The sequence below is a fragment of the Microbacterium sp. genome (genome assembly GCF_040394595.1).
Classification (GTDB): domain Bacteria; phylum Actinomycetota; class Actinomycetes; order Actinomycetales; family Microbacteriaceae; genus Microbacterium.
This window is the reverse complement of sequence record NZ_JBEBSA010000001.1, coordinates 269,476-290,929: the sequence shown is the minus strand read 5'-3', so window position 1 is coordinate 290,929 and position 21,454 is coordinate 269,476. Positions and strand designations below refer to the sequence as shown.

Here is a 21,454-nt window from a genome sequence, read left to right as displayed (position 1 = left end):
GCGCATAGCGACACCGTAGGCTTTCCCCATGACTTTCGGAGGGGAGCGCCCCGACTACCAGCCGCCGCAGGGGCAGCCGACATACGGACAGCAGCCGTATGGACAGCCGCCGGCTCCGCCGCCGCAGTATCCGCAGCAGGCCCAGGCCTACGGGCAGCCCCCGCAGCCTCGCTACCCCTCGGCGCTCGCCAAGCAGCCCACGTACTCTCCGCCCGCTCCGCAGGCGCCCGCTCCCGCCCCCGCGCTTCCCGCGATCCCGATGCCGGTGCGCAAGGGGCGCACCGTGTCGGTGTGGCTCTTCGGCGTGTTGGGCTTCCTGCTCATCGCCCTGATCGGCTACTACGTGATGGCGCTCGGCGCCGGGGCATCCGTCGTGGGTCTCGTGCTCGCGCTGATCCCGCTCGCCATCGTCCTCCTCGGGGTGCGGTTCATCGACCGCTGGGAGCCGGAACCCAAGACCCTCGTCGTGTTCGCGATCGCCTGGGGCGCGATCGCCGCGGTCGGCATCGCGCTGCTCGTCGACCTCGGGGTGAAGCTGACGATCGGACATCTGCCTTCCGTCGTGTCCGGTGTCATCCAGGCGCCTCTCGTCGAGGAGACCGCGAAGGGCCTCGGCGTCTTCCTCATCTTCCTGATCGCCCGCCGCACGTTCGACGGTCCCATCGACGGGATCGTCTACGGTGCGCTCGTCGGCGCCGGCTTCGCGTTCACCGAGAACATCCAGTACTTCGCGGTGAGCTACATCGACGGTGGCGCGCGCGAGCTCACGGTGACCTTCGTGCTGCGCGGTCTGCTCTCGCCGTTCGCGCACGCGATGTTCACCTCGTTGACCGGCTTCGCGATCGGCCTGGCGGCGCGACGCGGGGCCACCGCGGGCGGCGCGTTCGGCGCGGGTCTTCTGGGCCTTCTCGGCGCGATGGTGCTGCACGGCTTCTGGAACGGCTCCTCGATCTTCGGCGACTTCTTCGCCCTCTACGCCTCGCTCCAGGTGCCGCTCTTCGTCGGCTTCATCCTCGGGATCATCATGCTGCGCCGCGAAGAGGCCCGTCTCACCAGGGAGCGCCTCGGCGACTATGCGTCGGCCGGATGGTTCACCCCGGAGGAGGTCACGATGCTCGCGACCCCCGCAGGGCGGAAGACCGGGCTCGCGTGGGCGTCGACGCTGCGGGGCGATCGGCGTCCGCTGATGAAGTCCTTCATCAAGGATGCGACGGCTCTGGCCGCCGTGAGGCAGCGCGCTCTCCATGGACACGATGCCTACGCCGCCTCCGATGAGCAGGCGCTGCTCGTGCGCACCCGGGCGACCAGGGCCGCCCTGCTCGCCTACTGATCGGCACGGACACCGCTCCGGGAAAGACTCAGCGCCCGGTGCTGCGGCGATGCCTGCATGTCTCCCGGGCGCTGAGTTGGCCTGATCCCAGGGTGCACCCGGGCGAAGGGAGTGTCAAGGGTTTCGCCCGGAGACGTCATGTTCGCTCTCGGCTGGTGCAGCGGCGTTGACCGTCGCGGATCGCTCCGGTTACATGGAGACATGACTGATCGCACAAAGCCCGAGTTCGACGCCCCCACCGGCCCGGCTCCCGCGGAGCTCGTCATCCGCGACATCATCGACGGTGACGGCGCTGAGGCGAAGCCCGGCGACACCGTCACGGTCCACTACGCGGGCGTCGAGTTCGACTCCGGCGAAGAGTTCGACTCGTCGTGGGGGCGCGGCGAGACCATCCAGTTCCCGCTGCGCGGCCTCATCCAGGGCTGGCAGGAGGGCATCCCCGGCATGAAGGTCGGCGGACGCCGCGAGCTGGTCATCCCGCCGCACCTCGCCTACGGCCCGGCGGGCGCCGGTCACTTCCTGTCCGGCAAGACCCTCATCTTCATCATCGACCTGGTCGCCGTCGGCTGACGCACGATCCCCGGAGGCCCCCGCTCGCATCGCGAGACGGGGGCTTTCCGTCGCTCCCGGAGAAAAATTCTGATTCATCGGAATATATTCGACTGCATGTAAGTTTCATCGTGTGTCGCCGAACGGCGGCACCGACTTTCTCTACGAGGAGCAGCATGACCACCATCGACGTCCCCGGCTACCGCAGCGGCACCTGGGTGCTGGACCCCGCTCACAGCGAGGTCACCTTCAGCGTGCGCCACATGATGATCTCGAAGGTGCGGGGCACCTTCGGCATGAAGAGCGCCACTCTGGTCGCGCCGGAGAACCCGCTCGAGGCCAAGGTGGAGGCGAGCGTCGATGTGACCTCGATCGACACGAAGGACGACGGCCGCGATGCGCACCTCCGTTCCGCCGACTTCTTCGACACCGAGAACCACCCCACGATGGAGTTCGTCTCCACCGGCGCCCGGGTCGAGAACGGCGACTTCTTCGTCGATGGCGACCTCACCATCCGCGGCATCACCAAGCCCGTCAGCTTCGCCTTCGACTTCGGCGGCTTCGGCACCGACCCGTACGGCAACTACAAGGCGGGTGCCTCGGCGACCACCACGATCAACCGCGAGGACTTCGGCCTCACCTGGAACGCCGCCCTCGAGACCGGCGGCGTGCTCGTCGGCAAGGACGTCACGATCAACCTCGACCTGCAGGGCGCGCTGCAGCAGGACTGACGATCGCCGTTCGGAGAACCCCGGGCCTCAGGGCTCGGGGTTCTCTGCGTCATAGGCGCGGAACCGCGGGTTCAGCCGCATCAGCACCGCGACCAGGCCGATCACCAGCAGGCCGCCGAGGAGCGGTGGGAACCACAGAGCGGTCATGGTGGCCAGTGCACCGACGTACAGGGCGCCGAGTCGGGGGCCGCCCGCGACCACCACGATGAAGACGCCCTGCAGCCTTCCGCGCATGCTGTCGGGTACCGCGGCCTGCATCATCGTGTTCCGGTAGATCGAGCTCACGTTGTCGCAGGCGCCGGACAGTGCGAGCGCGATGCAGGCCAGCGCGATGAGGACGAGGTTCGGGCTCTGCTCCGAGGCGGAGGGCAGGAAGACGCCGGTGAGCAGCACGAGCCCGAACAGCACGATCGAGGCGCCGTAGGCCTGCACGGCCCGGGCGATCCCGCGTCCGTGCCACTGATAGCGGACGACGCGGCCCGAGAACAGGCTCGACACGAACGTGCCGACGGCCACCGCCGCGGTGAGCACGCCCGTCGTCACCGTGCCTCCGCCGAGCAGCACCGTCCCCAGCGCCGGGAAGAGTGCGAGCGGCTGACCGAAGGTCATCGCGGTGAGATCGAGCAGATACTGCATCCGGATGTTGGGCGCCCGGCGCAGGAACCGCCAGCCGTCGACGAGCGAAGCGAGGCCCGGGCGCACGATCGTCCCCTCCGGCAGCAGGGACGGGAGCGTCCACAGCCCGAGGAACATCGCCAGCATCAGCACGACGTCGATCGTGTAGGTCCAGCCGTAGCCGGTGAGCCAGACGAGCAGCCCCGCCACCGCAGGGCCGACCATCACGGTCAGGCCGAACGAGATGCCGTTGAGCGCCGAGGCCGGCGCGAGCAGCTCACGGGGGATCAGCCGGGGCACGATCGCGGTGCGCGTCGCCATGCCCACGGAGTTCGCCGCCGCGATGATCATGCTCAACGCGTACAGCCACCAGATCGACTCGTTGTGCGTCCAGGTGAGGGTGGCGAGGAGGGCCGTCGCGGCGAAGGCGACCGTCGCCGCGATCAGGGCGACGCGGCGGCGGTCGAACGCATCGGCGAGCATCCCCCCGTAGAGCCCGGCCAGGATCATCGGGACGAGCCCGGCGATCGCGATCATCGAGACGGCGAGGCTCGAATGCGTGAGGTCGTAGACGTGCATCATCACGGTGACCGTCGTGAGCTGGCCGCCGATCCCCGCCAGGGCCGAGCCGATCCACATGCGCGCGAACGCGGGACTGCTCCTCAGCGGGCGGAGGTCGATGAACTGGCTCACCGTCCGAGGTTATCGATCCACCGACGGGTTCGGCGCGTCCGGGATCTGGACGGGGCGCGCTTCGGCGTGGGAGCATTCGCGCATGGGCGCAGAGATCCCGAGGCGACGTGTGTTGGCCGCCGCAGGCTGGGGCGTCCCCGTGGTGGCCGCTGCCGTCGCGCTCCCGGCCGCTGCGGCATCGACCGGAAGCATCACCGCGGCGTTCGGCGCGCCGGCACCGGGCAACGGGCCGCGCACGATCGTCGCGACGGTGGCGAACACCACCGAGAGCGTCAGCGACGCGCCCGTCACCGTCTACGTGAACGCTCCGGGAGCGTCCCAGGTCATGGCCTGGCGGGCGGCTCCGGGGTGGACGGTGGCGGCGAGCGGCAACACGGTGGTCTTCACGACGCAGACCGGGCTTCCTGCTCTGTCCTCCACCGCGATGGAGATCGACCAGCTGGTCGACTCGGAGGACGACCTGCTCCTCATTGGGGAGCTCACGGCCGGAGGCTCGGTGCGCTACCCGTTCTCGCTCTCGCGGTGACGGCGTTCCCCGCCGCGATTCGCTGGTAGACTCGTTTAGTTGCCGTTAGATCGGCCGCGGATAAAGAGAGCTCGCGCATCAGGCGCCGGGCACCGCGCAATGAGTGAAAGGGGATCGAATCTATGGCACTGGAAGCAGACGTCAAGAAGGCGATCATCGAAGAGTACGCGACGCACCCCGGTGACACCGGATCCCCCGAGGTGCAGGTCGCGATGCTGACGCAGCGCATCAAGGACCTGACCGAGCACCTCAAGGAGCACAAGCACGACCACCACTCGCGTCGTGGGCTGTTCCTGCTCGTCGGTCAGCGCCGTCGTCTCCTCGGCTACCTCCAGGACATCGACATCGAGCGGTACCGCTCGCTGATCGAGCGTCTCGGACTGCGCCGATAAGGCAGAGCGAACCAGCGTTCAATCGCGCAGAACATTCTTGAGAAGGCCGCCCCAGGTGTGGGGCGGCCTTCATCGTCTGCGGATGCTTGACCCTCGCGGAACTTTCCGGTAGGAAAGTGATTACTTTCCATTGGGAAAGTATGGAGGATGCGATGGAGCAGAAGCCGATTCCCGGACAGGATGTCTTCGCGCCGCCGGACGCCGGCCTCGCACAGCAGTACCTGGACACCGCCGAGCAGGTGCGGCGTGTGCGGGGGACGCGTCTGGACCGTCGGTCCCTCGGGCGTGTGCAGTGCGTGAGCGCCGTCGCTCTCGGTCTCTACATCACCCTCTTCCTGCTGTCCATCAACACCACGGCGACCCGCGCGCCGGTCATGTCGATCCTGCTGATCCCTTTCCTCGTCTGGGTGCAGGTGTCCGGCGGGCTCATGGAGCGCCTCGGCTTCCGGTGGCGCACGACTCGGGCACGCTGGCTCGTCCCGGTCATCCTCGTCGTCGGCATCGGCGGTGTCGCGCTCCTCATCGGCTACATCATGCGCACGCGGGGCGCCGTGCCGCCCTGGATCGCCTTCACGGTGGGGGCGGTCGTGTTCGCGGCGGCCGCGGTGGCCGGTGCCGTGCAACTCTGGAAGGGTCGGCGGACCGCGGCCGGATCGGAGCCCGATGCGGTCGCGGTTCCGCTGCCGTCGCGCCTCGCGACCATCGGGGTCGGAGCGCTCATCGGCCTCGCCACCGCGCTTCTCGGTGCCCTCGACGGTCTGGCGTCCGCGCTCCTCGTCGCGCTGATGACCATGCTCCTCGTCGTGCTGATGATCACCGCACGCACCGATGCCGGACTGATGACGCTCGGGATGCGGTGGCGCGGCCCGCAGCTCGGCGCCTACGCCGGAGCGAACCTGGTCCTCGTCGCGACCGTCATCGTGGTGCTCTCGGGTGTGCGGCTGTCGCCCGCTGTCACCGCGGGGGCGGGTCTGCTCGCGCTGGCGCTCCTGTTCGCGGCCTCGTTCGCGAAGGTCCGGGATGCCTGAGGGCGCCGCGCCGCGCCGCGGGCATCCGCGGATGAGACTCGACGACAGCTTCGCCAGTCCGATCCGCTTCTCGGCGATGGCTGCGCTGGGGGAGGACGTCGAGCTCGACTTCCGCACGGTGGGCGAGATCCTCGACGTCGGAGACTCCGCCCTGAGCAAGGCGCTGTCCTACCTCCACGACGTGGGCTATGTGGAGACCCGCAAGGGCGTCGTCGCAGGCAGAGCGCGGACCTGGGTGAGGGCGAGCAGGGCGGGACGTGAGGCCTTCGCCGCGCATCTCGCCGCCCTCCGCGAGATCGTCGAGCTCGGCGGTGGTACGGGGTTGTCGCCCTAGCCCACGGGGAGCGGCCGCTGCAGACCCGCCGCGCCGGGTTTCCGCGGGCCCGCCGCGTCGGGTTCCGCGGGCCCGCCGCGCAGGGTGGTCAGTTTCGGCAGGTTTTCGGGCGAAAACCTGCCGAAACTGACCACCCAGCGGGGGTAGCGGGGGTAGCGGGGCGGAGTGAGCGGGCCGCGGGCGGGGTGGGGTGGGGTGGGGTTACACCGCGGCGACGAGGTCCGCGTGGTGGATCGCGGCGACGTCGGGGTGCGCCCGCAGCCGGGACTTCAGCGCGTTCTCGCCGTACAGGGCGTGGATGGGGTTGGCGGGATCGGCCGTGACACCGCGCGCCTGCGCCGCGAGGTCGGCGGGGAGCTCGATCAGCGGCAGCCGTGCGTCCAGCGCGGGGTTGAAGAAGAACGGGATCGAGATCCGCTCGTCCGGGGCCTGCGGTGAGACGACGCGGTGGTTGGTGGCCTTGAGGTAGCCGCCGGTCGCGTACTCCAGGAGCTCGCCGATGTTCACCACGAACGCCCCCGGCACCGGGGGGGCGTCCACCCACTGGCCGTCGCGCTCGACCTGCAGGCCGCCCTTGCCGGGTTCGACCCAGAGCAGGGTGAGCACGCCCGAGTCCTTGTGTGCGCCGACGCCCTGCTGCGGCTCCGGCTCATGGGTGCCGGGGTAACGGACGATCTTGATGAGGGTGGAGGGCTCGCCGAAGTGCCGGTCGAAGTACGACTCCTCGGCGCCGAGGGCGAGCGCCCAGGCGCGGAGGAGCTTGCGGGAGACCTCGCTCAGCGTCTCGTGCCACTCCGAGACGACCTCGCGCAGCTCGGGCTGCGCCGACGGCCAGAGGTTCGGTCCGATCAGACGGTTGTACGCAGGACCGTCGGCGACCGGCTGACGCTCCGGGCCGATGTCGATCTGCTCGCGCCAGTCGACCCGGCCCTGGGTGCGCTCGCCGCCGATCCGTGTGTATCCGCGGAAGTGCGGGCTGTTGACGTTCTCGATGGCGAGCTTCTCCTCCTCGGGAAGCGCGAAGAACTCGCGTGCCGCGTGGTGGAGGCGGGTCTCCAGTCCCTCGGCGATGCCGGTTCCCGTGAGGTAGAAGAACCCGACATCGTGGGTCGCGGCGCGCAGGTCTTCGCGGAATCCGGCCGCTTCCTCGGGGCCGGCGTCGAGGCGGGAGAGGTCGAGGACGGGAAGCGTGAGTTCAGCCATGTGTCGACGCTACGTCGCCCTCGCGGGAGGGGTGCGAATGTTGCGGAGGATTACCGGGTGCTAATGTAGCAAGGTAAGGCATCCCTTACCTCTACTTCCGCAGGGAGCAGCCCGTCCGTGTTCGCCACTCTTCTCATCGGCCTTCGCGAAGGCCTTGAGGCCGCGCTCGTCGTCGGCATCCTCATCGCCTACCTGCGGCGCATCGGACGCCCCGACATCATCCCGAAGCTCTGGGCGGGGATCGGGCTCGCGATCCTTCTGGCGATCGCGTTCGGCGCGGTGCTCACCTTCGGCGCCTACGCTCTGGCGCCCGGGGCGCAGGAGCTCATCGGCGGCCTGCTGTCGCTGCTCGCCGTGGCGATGGTCACCTGGATGATCTTCTGGATGCAGAAGGCCGGGCGCACCATGAAGGCGACGCTGGAGGGCGGGCTCGATCGCGCCCTCGCGCAGGGGACGCTCTGGGCCCTCGTCGCGATCGGGTTCGTCTCGGTCGCGCGGGAAGGTCTCGAGACGACGCTCCTCCTCTGGTCGATGGTGCAGTCGTTCGGCAACGCTCCGATGGCACTGCTCGGCGCCCTCCTCGGTCTGCTCATCGCCGTGGTCGTCGGCTGGCTGCTCACCCGCGGCGCCGTGCGTCTCGACCTGCGGCGCTTCTTCGCCTGGACGGGGGGATTCCTCGTCATCGTCGCCGCCGGCGTGCTCGCCTACGCCGTGCTCGACCTGCAGGAGGCGGGCGCCCTCCCCGGCGGCGCGCCCCTCGACACCGCCACGGGCTGGGCCCAGTTCCCCCTGGGGTGGGCGTTCGACGTCAGCAGTGCGATCGCGCCGGGAAGCGCGCTCGCCACCATCCTGCAGGCCACCGTCGGCTTCATGCCGCACATGACCTGGCTGCAGGTCACCGCGTGGGTGCTCTATATCGTCATCGTCGGGACCTTCTTCCTCCGCGGCCTGCCCCGACGCCGTCCGCAGAACAAGCCCGCCGTGCAGGCGGCCGCCACAGCAACCGCCCCCGAAGGAGCAGCATGACGACGTCCCCCCGAGTCCTCGGAGCCCTCGCGACAGCCGGAGTCGCCGCGCTGCTGCTGAGCGGCTGCGTGGCGAAGTCCGATCTCGCCGCGGATCCGTCCTCGTCGTTCACCGTCGCGTCCGACGACGCGAAGTGCGCCGTCTCGGCCGCCACAGCGAAGAGCGGAACGCTGACGTTCGACGTCACCAACAGCAGCGACCAGGTGTCCGAGTTCTACCTGCTCGCCGATGACGGCATGCGGATCGTCGGCGAGGTGGAGAACGTCGCCCCTGCCGCATCGCGCACGCTCACCGTGCTGGTCCAGCCGGGCGACTACTTCACCGTCTGCAAGCCGGGGATGGTCGGCGCGGGCGTCGGGAAGGCGCCCTTCACGGTCACCGGGGATCGCGTCGCGGTCAAGGGCGCCGACGCCGAGCAGAAGAAGAAGGCGGTCGACCTCTACGCCGCCTTCGTCAAGGACCAGGTGGGCGCGCTCATGCCCGCCGTCGACGAGCTCGTCGCCGCCTACGAGGCCGGGGACGACGCGAAGGCCCGTGCGCTCTTCCCGCAGACCCGCGCGCCGTACGAGCGCATCGAGCCTGTGGCCGAGTCGCTGGGCGACCTCGATCCGCGCATCGACTTCCGCGAGGTGGACGCCGTCGCAGAAGGGCTCGCCTGGACGGGATTCCACCGGATCGAGAAGGATCTCTGGCAGCCGGCGAAGGACGCGCTGAACGCCGACGGCGAGACCCCGGCCTGGAAGGACTGGGCGCCGTCCACCCCGGCGCAGCGCGCCGAGTACGGCGCCAAGCTCAAGGCGGACGTCAAGGAGCTGTACGACTACGTGCACTCGGACACCTTCACCAAGACGCTCGAGGACCAGGGGATCGGGAACATCTCCAACGGGGCGATCGCCCTCCTGGACGAGGTGGCCACCGGCAAGATCACCGGCGAGGAGGACTGGTGGTCGGGGACCGATCTGTTCGACTTCGCCGCGAACGTCGAAGGATCGAAGATGGCGTTCTCCCTGGTGAAGGACTTCGCCGCCGCGCAGGGCGCCGAGGGCAAGAAGCTCGCCGACCGGATCTCGTCCGGCTACACCCACCTCGAAGAGGCGCTCGCCGAGCACGGATCGCTCGACAAGGGATTCGTGGGCTTCCGCGAACTGACCGACGCGCAGAAGCGCGAGCTGGTCGACCTGATCAACGCGCTGGCCGAGCCGCTCTCGCAGCTCACGGGGAAGGTGCTGTCCTGAGGTGGGCGGCACCGAGGACACCCCGGAGGTGGGCGCGGAGCATGCCGGGCTGAGCCGCCGCGGCCTCCTCGGCCTGGCGATCGGCGGCGGCGCCGCGGCGATCGCCGCCGGCGGCGTCGGAGGCTATGCGCTCGCCGCCGCTCAGCGTTCCGGCGGGTCCGACGAAGCCTTCGCCTTCTTCGGCGCGCACCAGGCCGGCATCGTCACCCCGGTGCAGGAGCATCTGCACTTCGCAGTCTTCGACATGATGCCGCGGATGCGGAAGAACGATCTCGTCGAGCTGATGCAGGACTGGTCCTACGCGGCGGCCCGCATGGCGCGGGGCCTCGAGGTCAGCGCCACCGGCGCCGTCGGAGGCTCCCCGGAGTCGCCCCCGGACGACACCGGCGAAGCCCTGGGACTCCCGGCGAGCGGGCTCACGGTCACCTTCGGCTTCGGCCCGACGCTCTTCGAACGGGACGGCGAGGACCGCTTCGGCATCCGCGACCGGCGGCCGGCCGCGCTGCAGCGCCTTCCTCCGTTCCTCGGCGAGGACCTCGTGCCCGGTTCCTCCGACGGCGACCTCTGCATCCAGGTCTGCGCGAACGATCCGCAGGTGGCCGTGCACGCCGTGCGCAACCTCAGCCGGATCGCCTTCGGGCGGGCGCGGCTGCGGTGGTCGCAGCTCGGGTTCGGCAAGACCTCGCGCACGACCGCGGATCAGCAGACCCCGCGCAACCTCTTCGGCTTCAAGGACGGCACCGCGAACATCCTCGCCGACGACAAGGCCGCCCTCGACGACCACGTGTGGGTCCCCGCCGCAGACGGACCGGGTTGGCTCGCCGGCGGCTCGTACCTCGTCGCGCGCAAGATCGCGATGCTCATCGAGACCTGGGACCGCGTGCGCCTCGCCGAGCAGCAGCGCATCTTCGGCCGTGACAAGGGGGAGGGGGCGCCGCTGTCCGGCGGGACCGAGGAGACGGAGCCGCAGCTCTCCCGTCTCGACGCCGACAGCCATGTCCGGCTCGCGCATCCGGACACCAACGGCGGTGTCCGCATCCTCCGCCGCGGCTTCAACTACGTCGACGGCAACAACGAGCTGGGGCGCCTGGACGCCGGCCTCTTCTTCCTGGCGTATCAGCGCGATCCCGCGCACTTCGTCACGCTGCAGAAGAGGCTGTCGACCGACCTCATGAACGAGTACGTGAAGCACGTGGGGTCGGGCATCTGGGCGATCCCGCCCGGGGCCGCCGAGGGCTCGTACGTCGGGGCGGGGCTGCTCTCCTGAGCACGTCTCCCTAGGGGCTCCGCCGCGAGCCTGTCGGGTCATGACGGCTGCCCGTCGCCGAGACGAGCGACGGATCCGCGAACATCCAGCGAGGTCGGGGCTCCACGAGCGGGCGGAACACCCAGCGGACGGGCCTGGTCGACAGGGCGAACGCGACGGCGATCGACAGCAGCACCACCAGCGGGAGCCAGACCCAGGTGGGGTCGAGGCCGCGCAGCACGCCGGACTGCCGGAACGGGTACAGCACGAAGGAGTGCAGCAGATAGACGTACATCGTGTACTGGCCGAAGCGGGTCCACCAGGTGATCTTCCGCGGGACCAGCGCGAAGAACGCGAGGCTGAGCACGAGGGCCAGCATCATGATCGCGAGCCGCACTCCGCCCGACCACCACTGCGCGTCGCCGAGGTCGGAGTACGAGTCGAGGTAGAAGAACCAGCGCCAGAGCTCGGCATCCTGCCAGATGCCCAGCCAGCGCCAGCACGCCAGGTACCAGCCGGCGAGCACCGCGAACGCGACCACTCGCAGCCACCAGGGGCGGTAGTCGATCAGGCGCATCCGTCGCACCACGTCGCGCTCGCGCAGCCACCATCCGAGAGTGAAGAACGGCAGCAGCCCGAGGGTGCGGGAGAGGGAGAACGTGCTGTCGACATTGCTGAGGTAGCCCGCGCCGATCGAGATGACGACCGCCCAGAGCAGCGGCCAGCGGAGGAGCGCCAGGTAGGGGAGCACCAGCCGGAAGATTCCGAGGGTGAGCAGGAACCACATCGTCCAGATCGGCAGCGTGAGGTTGGGATCGGCGTGGCCCTCGACCAGCCACTTCGTCAGGGTCCAGAGGATCTCGAAGATGACATAGGGGACCACGATGTCGGTGATGACGCGCACCATCTGCCGCCGCGTCGGACTCTGCGACTTGGAGAAGTATCCGGAGATCAGCGCGAACGCCGGCATGTGGAAGGCGTAGGTCCACAGGTACAGGGCCATCGCGATGTCGGAGTCGTAGGTGAGGCGCTGGATCGCATGGCCCAGCACGACCAGGACGATGCATGCGAAGCGTGCGTTGTCCCAGAAGGGCACCCGTCTGCGGGCGTGCGTCGCACCTTCGGAAGCGGTGCCGGAAGAGTGCTGCTCGGCGCTGCTCATCGTTCGAGGCTACCCGCGGGAATAGATTTGCGGCGAGGGCGTTCTACCAGATACATTCACATGAATAGAAACGGATGCCACCGCATCCCGACTGGAGAGAATCGTGAACGAAGCACAGGGCGCCGGCATGCAGTTCGGCATCATGTCGGTCAGCGACATCACGCAGGACCCGATCACCGGGGTGACCCCGAGCGAGAGCGAGCGCATCCAGGCGACCCTCACGATCGCCAAGCACGCCGAAGAGGTCGGCCTCGACGTCTTCGCGATCGGAGAGCACCACAATCCGCCGTTCTGGTCGTCGAGCCCTACCACGACGCTCGCCTACATCGCCGCCCAGACCGAGCGTCTGATCGTCTCGACGTCGACCACGCTGATCACCACGAACGATCCGGTGAAGATCGCCGAGGACTACGCGATGCTCCAGCACGTGTCGGGTGGCCGCATGGACCTGATGATGGGCCGCGGGAACACCGGCCCCGTCTACCCGTGGTTCGGCAAGGACATCCGGCAGGGACTGCCCCTGGCGATCGAGAACTACGCGCTGCTGCACGAGCTCTGGACCAAGGACGTCGTCGACTGGGAGGGCAAGTTCCGCACGCCGCTGCAGGGCTTCACGGCCACGCCGCGGCCCCTCGACGGCGTCGCACCGTTCGTCTGGCACGGCTCGATCCGCACGCCGGAGATCGCCGAGCAGGCCGCCTACTACGGCGACGGGTTCTTCGCGAACAACATCTTCTGGCCGAAGGAGCACTACCAGCGGCTGATCGAGCTCTACCGGCAGCGCTGGTCGCACTACGGGCACGGCGCCCCGGAGACGGCGATCGTCGGCCTCGGCGGGCAGGCGTTCATCCGCCCCAACTCGCAGGACGCCGTGAACGAGTTCCGACCCTACTTCGACAACGCCCCGGTCTACGGACACGGCCCCTCGATGGAGGACTTCACCGAGATGACCCCGCTGGTGGTGGGTTCCCCCCAGCAGGTGATCGACCGCTACGCGGGGATGCGCGACCACTTCGGCGACTACCAGCGCCAGCTGTTCCTGATGGATCACGCCGGCCTTCCGTTGAAGATCGTGCTGGAGCAGCTCGACATTCTCGGCGGCGAGGTCGTGCCGGTGCTCCGCAAGGAGCTGGCGAAGGACCGCCCGGCGAACGTTCCGGACGCACCGACCCACGCGGCCCGGGTGAAGGCGGTCTACGGCGACGGTCCGGCCCGCGAGGCGCGTCCCGGTGCGAACCGCGGTGACAACCTCACCGCCGGCTCCCCCTACCAGGACGGCGGGATCGCCCCGGCGGGCTCCGCCTTCGGAGCCGCGGCCACGAAGGCGGGTGCCTGACATGGGCGGACGTCGCATCGCGGTGATCTCCGCAGGGCTGTCGAACCCGTCGTCGACCCGGATGCTCGCCGATCGGCTCGCGGCGGAGACCGTCGCGCGCCTGCGCGAGGAGGGTGTGGAGGTCACCGTCGACGTGATCGAGCTGCGCGACCTCGCGCACGACATCACGAACAACCTGCTGACCGGTTTCGCGCCGCCGGCTCTCGAGGCCGCGATCAACACCGTCGTCTCGGCGGACGGGGTGATCGCGGTCACGCCGATCTTCTCGACGAGCTACTCAGGGCTGTTCAAGTCGTTCATCGACGTGCTCGACCCCGACGCGCTGACGGGGACGCCGGTGCTCATCGGTGCGAACGCGGGCACGGCCCGGCATTCCCTCGCGATCGACTACGCGATCCGTCCGCTCTTCACGTATCTGCACGCGGAACCCGTGTCGACCGGGGTGTTCGCGGCCTCCAGCGACTGGGGCTCGAGCGCGGATGACGTCGCGCCGCTCAGCGCGCGCGTGGAGCGCGGCGCCCGCGAGCTCGCAGCGGCGATCTCCCGTCGTCCGGAGGCCGCGGACGCCGATCCGTTCGATCCGGACACCTATCTGGGCAAGGGGCGCTCGTTCGGGCATCTGCTCGGCGGACTGTCCGGGGAGTGACCGGATGAGAAGGGCCCCCGGCGCATGACGCCGGGGGCCCTTCCAGGTGGTGTGAGGGTCAACCGCTCTTGCGGCGGAACTCGCGCTTCATCTGGGGAGCGTGGGTCGCATGCACGGCGGAGTCGCCGTCGAGGTGCGCCTCGCCCGACCGGTTGCGAGCGTTCTTCTTCTCGAGCGCCTCACGGAACTTGCGTTTCACATCGTCCTCGGGGACGGCGCTGTCTTCGGTACTCATGCGCGCCAGCCTAGTGCGGAACCGGCCGCTCCGGGTCGGGGACGCCCGCATTTCGGCCCTTCCGCCGCCGCGAGACGATGACATCGATGAGGAGGCCGAGGCCCACGGCCACGGCTACGGACACGATGATCGCGACGACGGGCCCTCCGGGCACGATCGCGGCGACCAGCGCGCCGACCGCGGCCTGATACGCGGCCCAGCCCGTCGCGGCGACGGCCGCGAGCCCGAGGTACCGGGGAGCCGGCAGACGAGACGCCCCCGCGACGAGATTGACCGCGAGGCGGGCGAACGGCACGAACCGGGCGGTGAACAGCACGGTCGCCGTCCCGCCGTCGAGCCGTCGCCGCGCCCAGTCCAGTGCGGCCCGCACCTTGGGCATCCGCATCCATCGCCAGCGCTCGGTCCCCACAGCCCTCCCGATCGCGTAGCACGCGGCGTCGCCCGCGAGCGCGGCGGCAGCGGCGACGACGATGACGAGCCACAGGGGAGGGGAGCCGTTCGTGATCGCGATGGCGCCCAGAGCGGTCACGGCGACCTCGCCCGGGATCACCACGAGGAAGGCGTCCGCGGTGACCAGCGCGGCCATGGCGACGAGCGCCCAAGGGGAGGAGACCAGGTCGGCGAGGAAGTCCGTCGGCACGGGTCCAGTGTGCGCGGAACGGGTGAACGGCAACCCACCGGCAGATGGATGGTGACCGTCCGCCCAGCATCAGATGAACTCTCGGTGATCGCGTGTGGTTATCGCCGATCGGCGGTGCGGCGCCGCGCCATCCTGTGATCGTGAGAGTCGCGATCGTCGCCGAGTCCTTCCTTCCGCACATGAACGGAGTGACCGGTTCGGTGCTCCAGATCCTCAGGCACCTGGAGCGCACCGGCCATGACGCCCATGTGATCGCCCCGGCCGCCCGCGACCTGCCCCGCCGTTCCGGCGGAGCAGGTGTCGACGGCATCCCCTCCCTGGCGATGCCCGGCTACCGTGACGTACGGATCGCCGCCACCACGTCGCGGCGTGTCACCGCATCGCTCGCGAGGTTCCGTCCCGACGTGGTGCACCTGGCCTCCCCGTTCGCGCTCGGGTGGCGGGGCGTCCTCGCCGCCGACCGGCTCGACCTGCCGTCGGTCGCCGCTTTCCAGACCGACATCGCCGCATATGCGGAGCGCTACCGGATCGCGGCGACGACCGGGTTCGCGCAGCGGCACATCGCACGCCTGCACCATCGCGCCACGCTCACCCTCGTACCGTCGTCGGAGTCGGCCGCACAGCTCGCCGCGCTCGGGGTCGACCGGATGCGGCGGTGGGGGCGCGGCGTCGACGCCGAGCGCTTCCACCCCCGCAACCGCGACGACGCGTGGATGCGGCGCGAGCCCGGGGAGGTGCTGATCGGCTACGTCGGACGGCTCGCCCCCGAGAAGCAGGTCGAGGACCTCCGCGTGCTCTCCGGGATCCCCGGGGCCAGGGTCGTGATCGTCGGCGACGGACCCTCGCGTCCGGCCCTCGAGGCGTTGATGCCTGATGTCGGCTTCCTCGGACACCTCGGCGGGGCCGACCTCGCACACGCGATGGCCTCCCTGGACGTGTTCGTGCACCCGGGGGAGAGCGAGACCTTCGGTCAGACGCTCCAGGAGGCGCATGCGAGCGGCGTCCCCGTCGTGGCCACGGGGGCGGGCGGGCCTCTCGACCTCGTCCGTATGGGCATCGACGGGTGGCTCTACCGGCCCGGCGACCTCGCCGATCTGAGGATGCGCGTCGCGGACCTCGCCGGCGACGCCCGCAAGCGGCGGGCCTTCGGTGAAGCAGGACGCCTCGCCGTCTCCGGTCGCACCTGGGAGGCGGTGTGCGATGAGCTGATCGGCCACTTCCAGGAGGCGGGGGAGCTGCACCGCGTCGACCGCGCCCGGCGTCATCCCCGCTCTCGTCGTGCGGAACCGGCGCCCCGGCGCCCCGGCGCATGGCAGCGCTACGTGGCGCTCGGCGACTCACTGACCGAGGGCATCTGCGATCCGGCGCCGGACGGGGCCCTGCGTGGATGGGCCGATCGTCTGGCGATGCTGCTCGCCTCCCGCGACGGCCTGCTCTATGCGAATCTCGCCGTGCGCTCGAAGAGGGTCGCCGACGTGTGCGGCCCGCAGCTGCGCCGTGCGCGGGAGCTGCGACCCGATCTGGTCTCGATCCTCGTCGGTGCGAACGACCTGGTGAAGGCGCGGGCCGACATCCCGGCACTCGTCGGGAGGCTGGAGGAGGCCGTCCGGCAGCTGCGCGCGGACGGAGCCGAGGTGCTGCTCGTCACCCCCTTCCTCCCGGCCCGACCCGAGGCGGCGATGTACGGGAGGCGATTCTCCGCCTTCGCGAGCGAAGTCTCCGCCCTCGCGGAGCGCACGGGCGCGATCCTGGTCGACACGGACCTGCTGGCCACGCTGGGAGAGCGCCCGAACTGGGGAGAGGACCTGGTCCATCTGTCGTCGCGAGGGCATCGCCTGCTGGCCTATCGCGCGGCGGAGGTGCTCGGCGTCCCGCACGCAGAGGCGCTCGGCGCACTCGACGAGGCGCTCCATGACCACGAGCGCCTCACCAGGGGACAGTGGTGGCGCAAGCACGCGCTGCCCTGGGTCTGGCGCCGGCTCCACGGGCGGGCGGCAGGGGACGGTCGCACGGCCAAGCACGACGACTATGTGCGGATCGGCCGCTCCAACGCGCCGGTGCGCGAGCGGGTCGAGTGAGACGGGGCGGGTGCACTGCTAGGCTGGATGCGGTTGCCTATGGCATCCCGTACAACTGCACACAGGCACGGAGCGGTCGGCTGAGAAGCTGGTCCCCTGTGGTGGGTTCCTCGACGGGCGTCGGGTGATCTTCTACTGGTGACCAGCGCAGGCGCACTCCGCGGGCATTCCCGCGCGCCGGAACTCTCCGTATCCGCTCCTTCATGAACACTCGTACGCCACACGGGCGGGCGAGCCTAAACAAAGAAGGAGAGACCTCTTGGAAGGTCCTGAAATCACTGCCACCGAGGCCGTTCTCGACAACGGCCGCTTCGGCACCCGCACCATCCGCTTCGAGACCGGACGCCTCGCCCAGCAGGCGCAGGGCTCGGTGGCGGCCTACCTCGACGGCGAGACCATGCTGCTGTCGGCGACCTCGGCGAGCAAGCAGCCGCGCGAGGGCTTCGACTTCTTCCCGCTGACCGTGGACGTCGAGGAGCGCTCGTACGCCGCGGGCAAGATCCCCGGCTCGTTCTTCCGCCGTGAAGGGCGTCCGTCCACCGAGGCGATCCTCGTCTGCCGTCTGATCGACCGTCCGCTGCGCCCGTCGTTCGTCGACGGCCTCCGCAACGAGGTCCAGATCGTCATCACCGTGCTGTCGATCGCCCCGGGCGAGTACTACGACGCCCTGGCGATCAACGCGGCGTCCGCGTCCACCCAGATCTCGGGTCTGCCGTTCTCCGGCCCGATCGCCGGCGTGCGCCTGGCGCTCATCCCCGGACACGGCGAGCACGCCGATCAGTGGGTCGCGTTCCCCAACGTGGAGCAGGTGGAGCAGGCCGTCTTCGACCTCGTCGTCGCGGGCCGCGTGGTCACCAAGGCCGACGGCACCGAGGACGTCGCGATCATGATGGTCGAGGCCGAGGCCACCGAGAACAGCTGGAACCTCATCAAGGCCGGCGCGACCAAGCCCAGCGAGGAGATCGTGGCCCAGGGCCTCGAGGCCGCCAAGCCGTTCATCTCCCAGCTGGTCAAGGCACAGGCCGAGATGGCTGCGCAGGCGTCGAAGGAGCCGGGCGTGTACCCGGTCTTCCCGCCGTACGCCGATGAGGTCTACGACTTCGTCGCCGAGCGCGCCTACGACGAGCTGGTGGGCGTCTACCAGATCGCCGACAAGATCGAGCGCCAGAACGCCGACGACGCGATCAAGGACCGCGTCAAGGGCGAGCTCGTCTCCGCGGTCGAGGCCGGCACCCTGCCGGATTCGGCGCTGGGCCAGTTCTCTGCGGCGTACAAGTCGGTCACGAAGAAGATCGTCCGCGGACGCATCCTCACCGAGAACGTGCGCATCGACGGCCGCGGGCTGGCGGACATCCGCCCGCTGGACGCCGAGGTGCAGGTCATCCCGCGCGTGCACGGCTCCGCGATCTTCCAGCGCGGCGAGACCCAGATCCTGGGCGTCACCACGCTGAACATGCTCAAGATGGAGCAGCAGATCGACTCGCTGTCGCCCGTCACGAGCAAGCGCTACATGCACCACTACAACTTCCCGCCCTACTCGACCGGTGAGACCGGCCGCGTCGGGTCGCCGAAGCGTCGCGAGATCGGGCACGGCTTCCTCGCCGAGCGCGCGCTCGCCCCGGTGCTGCCGACGCGCGAGGAGTTCCCCTACGCGATCCGCCAGGTCTCGGAGGCGCTCGGCTCGAACGGCTCCACCTCGATGGGCTCGGTGTGCGCTTCGACCCTGTCGCTGCTGAACGCCGGTGTGCCGCTGCGCGCCCCGGTCGCGGGCATCGCGATGGGCCTGGTGTCCGACGAGGTCGACGGTCAGACCCGCTACGCGGCGCTGACCGACATCCTCGGCGCCGAGGACGCGCTGGGCGACATGGACTTCAAGGTCGCCGGCACCAGCGAGTTCGTCACCGCGATCCAGCTGGACACCAAGCTCGACGGCATCCCCTCGGAGGTGCTGGCGGGTGCGCTGACCCAGGCCAAGGACGCTCGCCTGACGATCCTCAACGTGCTCAACGCGGCGATCGACTCGCCGGACGAGATGGCGCCGACCGCTCCGCGCGTGATCAGCGTGCAGATCCCGGTCGACAAGATCGGCGAGCTGATCGGCCCCAAGGGCAAGACGATCAACGCGATCCAGGACGAGACCGGCGCGCAGATCTCCATCGAGGAGGACGGCACCGTCTACATCGGCGCGACCGACGGCCCCTCGGCCGAGGCCGCCCGTGCGCAGGTGAACGCGATCGCCAACCCGACCAACCCCGAGATCGGCGAGCAGTTCCTGGGAACCGTCGTGAAGATCGCCAGCTTCGGCGCCTTCATCTCGCTGCTCCCCGGTAAGGACGGACTGCTGCACGTCACCGAGGTGCGCAAGCTCGCCGGTGGCAAGCGGGTCGAGAACGTCGAGGACGTGCTCTCGGTCGGCCAGAAGATCCTCGTCCGCATCACGAAGATCGACGACCGCGGCAAGCTGTCGCTCGAGCCGGTGCTCGACGACGCCGCCGAGGAGGCTCCGGCCGCCGAGGAGACGGCCGAGGCCTGATCCGTCCGTCAGACATCCGAGAGCCCGGTCCCGCGCAGCGCGACCGGGCTCTCGGCCTGTGACCAAACCGTTATGGGAAAGTTCTCCGCCGTTCACTGAATCGGCGGGGATGCCGCGAAACGTCGCCTACTCTCGTATGTGTACGCACGGGGGTGCGTAGATTACCGGATCTCGGAAGAGTCCGCGGGGGTGAAGGAAGATGCGCATATTCGGCGTCGGCGCGACAGCCGCACCGGATCGCGCCACGCCGCAGACGCAGGAGCATCCGTCCGCCCCGATTCCGGTGATCGGTCCCGGAATCGGCGAAGGGATCCGGGTCGACCTCGGAGACACCGGCCTCTCGACCTTCCCGCTGGTGCTCGGTGCCGCGGAGTTCGGCTGGAACGTCGACCTCGAGACCAGCCACGGCATCCTCGATCGCTACCTCGAGTTCGGTGGCAACGCCGTGCACACGGCCGACGGCTTCTCCGGTGGGCGCAGCGAGCACATCATCGGGCAGTGGCTGCGGTCCCGCGGCGCCCACGACGACATCGTGCTCGGCGTGCGCATCGGAGCGCACGCCGACAACCCCGGGCTCGGCTCGGTGAACCTGGTCCGCGCCGTCGAGGGATCACTGACGCGACTCGGCGTCGAGCGGATCGACGTGCTGTACCTCGACGCGACCTTCGATCAGACCACGAACCTCGAAGACACTCTGGCGACCGTCGAATGGCTTCGCGAGACCGGCAAGATCGGCCACGTCGGCGCATTCCGTTTCGCGGCGGAGCGGCTCGTCGAGGCGCGCATCCTCGCCTCGGCCGGCTATCCGCGCATCACGGTGCTCGACGAGCCCTACAATCTCCTGCGCCGTGAGGTCTTCGAGGGCGATCTGCGCCTCGTCGCCGGTGCACAGGGTCTGGCGGTGACGCCGTCGCACGCGCTGGAGCACGGCTTCCTCTCCGGGCGGCACAGGAGCAAGCACGGGACGGGCGGCGTGCGCGGAGAGCAGCTGCGCGGACACCTGAACCGCCGGGGCATCCGCGTGCTGAAGGCGCTGGACGACGCGGCCGCGGATCTCGGAGTTCCGGTCGCGGCGGTGTCGATCGCGTGGCTGCTCGCCCAGCGCACGATCGCCGCGCCGATCGTCAACGCCTTCGCGACGGAGCACGTCGACGAGCTCATGCAGGGCGCGGGGGTCTCCCTCCCGCGCACGCATCTGGCCGAGCTGACGCGCGCCGGCAACTGAGTTCCACGGCCGGGCCCGACACGACGTCGGCGGCACCGGCTAGGCTGGAAGAGCCCCGATGAGGCGGCGACGAAGCGAGCGGGTTGTGACGCATTACATCTATCTGGTCCGACATGGCGAACACCAGGACGCCGAGCACGGCGTCGACGACGGACCCCTCTCCCCACGGGGTCAGCGGCAGGCGGAGCTGATCGCCGACCGGCTCTCCGGGCTCCCGCTCGACGCCGTCTGGCATTCGCCGCTGCTCCGCGCCGCGGAGACCGCGAGGGCGATCGCCGAAAGGCTCCCGTCGGTCGACCCCGAGCCCTCCGCGCTGCTGTTCGACTGCGTCCCCACCGGGATGACCGATGACACGCCGGCGGCCTTCGAGCCCTTCTTCGGCTCGATCACCGATGCGGAGATCGAGGCCGGCGGGGCGCAGATGTCGGATGCCGTCAACGAGTTCCTGATGCGCAAGAACGGCGAGGTGCACGAGGTGCTGATCACACACAACTTCGTGATCAGCTGGTTCGTGCGGGAGGTGCTCGGCGCGCCCGAGTGGCGGTGGATGACGCTCAACCAGGCGCATTGCGGGCTCACCGTGATCGCGCAGAAGCAGGGGAGGCCCTGGTCCCTGCTCACGCACAACGACCTCGGCCATCTCCCGATGGAGCTGCGCACGGGCCTGCCGGACTTCGCGACCGTATAGGAG

21 protein-coding genes are annotated in these 21,454 nt (G+C 69.7%); 16 read left to right on the top strand and 5 right to left on the bottom strand.

The window, feature by feature from the left end; translation table 11 throughout:
- Positions 1-28: 28 nt before the first annotated feature.
- The 3 genes from ABWO84_RS01525 to ABWO84_RS01515 all read left to right on the top strand — a co-directional run bounded on the left by ABWO84_RS01525 (position 29) and on the right by ABWO84_RS01515 (position 2,610).
- Complete coding sequence (locus ABWO84_RS01525; RefSeq protein ID WP_353111802.1) at positions 29-1,330, top strand: PrsW family intramembrane metalloprotease; 1,302 nt, start codon at positions 29-31, stop codon at positions 1,328-1,330.
- Positions 1,331-1,531: 201 nt separating this feature from the next.
- Entirely contained in the window at positions 1,532-1,900 is a 369-nt protein-coding gene (locus tag ABWO84_RS01520; RefSeq protein WP_353111800.1) for an FKBP-type peptidyl-prolyl cis-trans isomerase, read from the top strand.
- A gap of 155 nt (positions 1,901-2,055) precedes the next feature.
- Complete coding sequence (locus ABWO84_RS01515; protein ID WP_353111798.1) at positions 2,056-2,610, top strand: YceI family protein; 555 nt, start codon at positions 2,056-2,058, stop codon at positions 2,608-2,610.
- 27 nt (positions 2,611-2,637) lie between these two features.
- On the opposite strand, the gene ABWO84_RS01510 is transcribed toward ABWO84_RS01515, so the two are convergent.
- Entirely contained in the window at positions 2,638-3,918 is a 1,281-nt protein-coding gene (locus tag ABWO84_RS01510) for an MFS transporter (protein ID WP_353111796.1), read from the bottom strand.
- A gap of 82 nt (positions 3,919-4,000) precedes the next feature.
- Between ABWO84_RS01510 and ABWO84_RS01505 the strand changes: the two genes are divergently transcribed.
- From ABWO84_RS01505 to ABWO84_RS01490, 4 genes are all read left to right on the top strand, one after another.
- Positions 4,001-4,444: a hypothetical protein gene (locus tag ABWO84_RS01505; protein ID WP_353111794.1), complete on the top strand. Its 444-nt coding sequence runs from the start codon at positions 4,001-4,003 to the stop codon at positions 4,442-4,444.
- A 122-nt stretch (positions 4,445-4,566) separates the two neighbouring features.
- A complete protein-coding gene (gene rpsO / locus ABWO84_RS01500; RefSeq protein ID WP_055993247.1) occupies positions 4,567-4,836 on the top strand; it encodes a 30S ribosomal protein S15 in 270 nt (89 codons plus the stop codon).
- 152 nt (positions 4,837-4,988) lie between these two features.
- Positions 4,989-5,864: a hypothetical protein gene (locus ABWO84_RS01495; protein ID WP_353111792.1), complete on the top strand. Its 876-nt coding sequence runs from the start codon at positions 4,989-4,991 to the stop codon at positions 5,862-5,864.
- Between the two features lie 31 nt (positions 5,865-5,895).
- On the top strand, positions 5,896-6,198 hold the full coding sequence (locus tag ABWO84_RS01490; protein WP_353111790.1) for a transcriptional regulator: 303 nt from the start codon (positions 5,896-5,898) through the stop codon (positions 6,196-6,198).
- 201 nt (positions 6,199-6,399) lie between these two features.
- On the opposite strand, the gene ABWO84_RS01485 is transcribed toward ABWO84_RS01490, so the two are convergent.
- A complete protein-coding gene (locus ABWO84_RS01485) occupies positions 6,400-7,401 on the bottom strand; it encodes an isopenicillin N synthase family dioxygenase (protein WP_353111788.1) in 1,002 nt (333 codons plus the stop codon).
- A gap of 117 nt (positions 7,402-7,518) precedes the next feature.
- Here ABWO84_RS01485 and efeU point away from each other — a divergent pair, with 117 nt between their 5' ends.
- Genes efeU through efeB form a run of 3 tightly spaced genes read left to right on the top strand, consistent with a single transcriptional unit; the run spans position 7,519 to position 10,929 of the window.
- Complete coding sequence (gene efeU / locus ABWO84_RS01480; RefSeq protein WP_353111786.1) at positions 7,519-8,427, top strand: iron uptake transporter permease EfeU; 909 nt, start codon at positions 7,519-7,521, stop codon at positions 8,425-8,427.
- Positions 8,424-9,662, top strand: coding sequence for an iron uptake system protein EfeO (gene efeO, locus ABWO84_RS01475; protein WP_353111784.1), 1,239 nt, complete (start codon positions 8,424-8,426; stop codon positions 9,660-9,662). Before efeU ends, efeO begins: the two co-directional genes overlap by 4 nt.
- 1 nt (position 9,663) lies before the next feature.
- Entirely contained in the window at positions 9,664-10,929 is a 1,266-nt protein-coding gene (efeB, locus tag ABWO84_RS01470) for an iron uptake transporter deferrochelatase/peroxidase subunit (RefSeq protein WP_353111782.1), read from the top strand.
- 10 nt (positions 10,930-10,939) lie between these two features.
- Here efeB and ABWO84_RS01465 read toward each other — a convergent pair whose 3' ends face one another.
- Positions 10,940-12,070, bottom strand: a complete 1,131-nt coding sequence (locus tag ABWO84_RS01465) for an acyltransferase family protein (protein ID WP_353111780.1) — start codon at positions 12,068-12,070, stop codon at positions 10,940-10,942.
- A 127-nt stretch (positions 12,071-12,197) separates the two neighbouring features.
- On the opposite strand from ABWO84_RS01465, the gene ABWO84_RS01460 reads away from it, so the two are divergent.
- Together ABWO84_RS01460 and ABWO84_RS01455 are read left to right on the top strand one after the other, a co-directional pair.
- Positions 12,198-13,406, top strand: a complete 1,209-nt coding sequence (locus tag ABWO84_RS01460; RefSeq protein ID WP_353112282.1) for an LLM class flavin-dependent oxidoreductase — start codon at positions 12,198-12,200, stop codon at positions 13,404-13,406.
- A 1-nt stretch (position 13,407) separates the two neighbouring features.
- Complete coding sequence (locus ABWO84_RS01455) at positions 13,408-14,052, top strand: FMN reductase (RefSeq protein WP_353111778.1); 645 nt, start codon at positions 13,408-13,410, stop codon at positions 14,050-14,052.
- A gap of 58 nt (positions 14,053-14,110) precedes the next feature.
- Here ABWO84_RS01455 and ABWO84_RS01450 read toward each other — a convergent pair whose 3' ends face one another.
- Positions 14,111-14,287, bottom strand: a complete 177-nt coding sequence (locus tag ABWO84_RS01450) for a DUF5302 domain-containing protein (RefSeq protein WP_353111776.1) — start codon at positions 14,285-14,287, stop codon at positions 14,111-14,113.
- A 10-nt stretch (positions 14,288-14,297) separates the two neighbouring features.
- Positions 14,298-14,927, bottom strand: a complete 630-nt coding sequence (locus ABWO84_RS01445) for a DedA family protein (protein ID WP_353111774.1) — start codon at positions 14,925-14,927, stop codon at positions 14,298-14,300.
- A gap of 140 nt (positions 14,928-15,067) precedes the next feature.
- Between ABWO84_RS01445 and ABWO84_RS01440 the strand changes: the two genes are divergently transcribed.
- The 4 genes from ABWO84_RS01440 (at position 15,068) to ABWO84_RS01425 (ending at position 21,451) form a co-directional block, all read left to right on the top strand.
- Positions 15,068-17,005: a GDSL-type esterase/lipase family protein gene (locus tag ABWO84_RS01440; protein ID WP_353111772.1), complete on the top strand. Its 1,938-nt coding sequence runs from the start codon at positions 15,068-15,070 to the stop codon at positions 17,003-17,005.
- 259 nt (positions 17,006-17,264) lie between these two features.
- A complete protein-coding gene (locus ABWO84_RS01435; protein WP_353111770.1) occupies positions 17,265-19,538 on the top strand; it encodes a polyribonucleotide nucleotidyltransferase in 2,274 nt (757 codons plus the stop codon).
- A gap of 199 nt (positions 19,539-19,737) precedes the next feature.
- The gene (locus tag ABWO84_RS01430; RefSeq protein WP_353111768.1) at positions 19,738-20,763 is read left to right on the top strand and encodes an aldo/keto reductase; all 1,026 of its coding nucleotides are present in this window, start codon (positions 19,738-19,740) and stop codon (positions 20,761-20,763) included.
- An 85-nt stretch (positions 20,764-20,848) separates the two neighbouring features.
- Positions 20,849-21,451, top strand: a complete 603-nt coding sequence (locus tag ABWO84_RS01425; protein ID WP_353111766.1) for a histidine phosphatase family protein — start codon at positions 20,849-20,851, stop codon at positions 21,449-21,451.
- Positions 21,452-21,454: the final 3 nt, after the last annotated feature.

Bases quoted from the DNA above. Each gene is read 5' to 3' on its own strand.
- ABWO84_RS01525 (WP_353111802.1), top strand. From the start codon at position 29: ATGACTTTCGGAGGGGAGCGCCCCGACTACCAGCCGCCGCAGGGGCAG.
- ABWO84_RS01485 (WP_353111788.1), bottom strand. From the start codon at position 7,401: ATGGCTGAACTCACGCTTCCCGTCCTCGACCTCTCCCGCCTCGACGCC.
- ABWO84_RS01520 (WP_353111800.1), top strand. From the start codon at position 1,532: ATGACTGATCGCACAAAGCCCGAGTTCGACGCCCCCACCGGCCCGGCT.
- ABWO84_RS01460 (WP_353112282.1), top strand. From the start codon at position 12,198: ATGCAGTTCGGCATCATGTCGGTCAGCGACATCACGCAGGACCCGATC.
- ABWO84_RS01465 (WP_353111780.1), bottom strand. From the start codon at position 12,070: ATGAGCAGCGCCGAGCAGCACTCTTCCGGCACCGCTTCCGAAGGTGCG.
- ABWO84_RS01430 (WP_353111768.1), top strand. From the start codon at position 19,738: ATGCGCATATTCGGCGTCGGCGCGACAGCCGCACCGGATCGCGCCACG.
- ABWO84_RS01495 (WP_353111792.1), top strand. From the start codon at position 4,989: ATGGAGCAGAAGCCGATTCCCGGACAGGATGTCTTCGCGCCGCCGGAC.
- ABWO84_RS01490 (WP_353111790.1), top strand. From the start codon at position 5,896: ATGAGACTCGACGACAGCTTCGCCAGTCCGATCCGCTTCTCGGCGATG.
- ABWO84_RS01505 (WP_353111794.1), top strand. From the start codon at position 4,001: ATGGGCGCAGAGATCCCGAGGCGACGTGTGTTGGCCGCCGCAGGCTGG.
- rpsO (WP_055993247.1), top strand. From the start codon at position 4,567: ATGGCACTGGAAGCAGACGTCAAGAAGGCGATCATCGAAGAGTACGCG.
- ABWO84_RS01450 (WP_353111776.1), bottom strand. From the start codon at position 14,287: ATGAGTACCGAAGACAGCGCCGTCCCCGAGGACGATGTGAAACGCAAG.
- efeO (WP_353111784.1), top strand. From the start codon at position 8,424: ATGACGACGTCCCCCCGAGTCCTCGGAGCCCTCGCGACAGCCGGAGTC.
- ABWO84_RS01515 (WP_353111798.1), top strand. From the start codon at position 2,056: ATGACCACCATCGACGTCCCCGGCTACCGCAGCGGCACCTGGGTGCTG.
- ABWO84_RS01455 (WP_353111778.1), top strand. From the start codon at position 13,408: ATGGGCGGACGTCGCATCGCGGTGATCTCCGCAGGGCTGTCGAACCCG.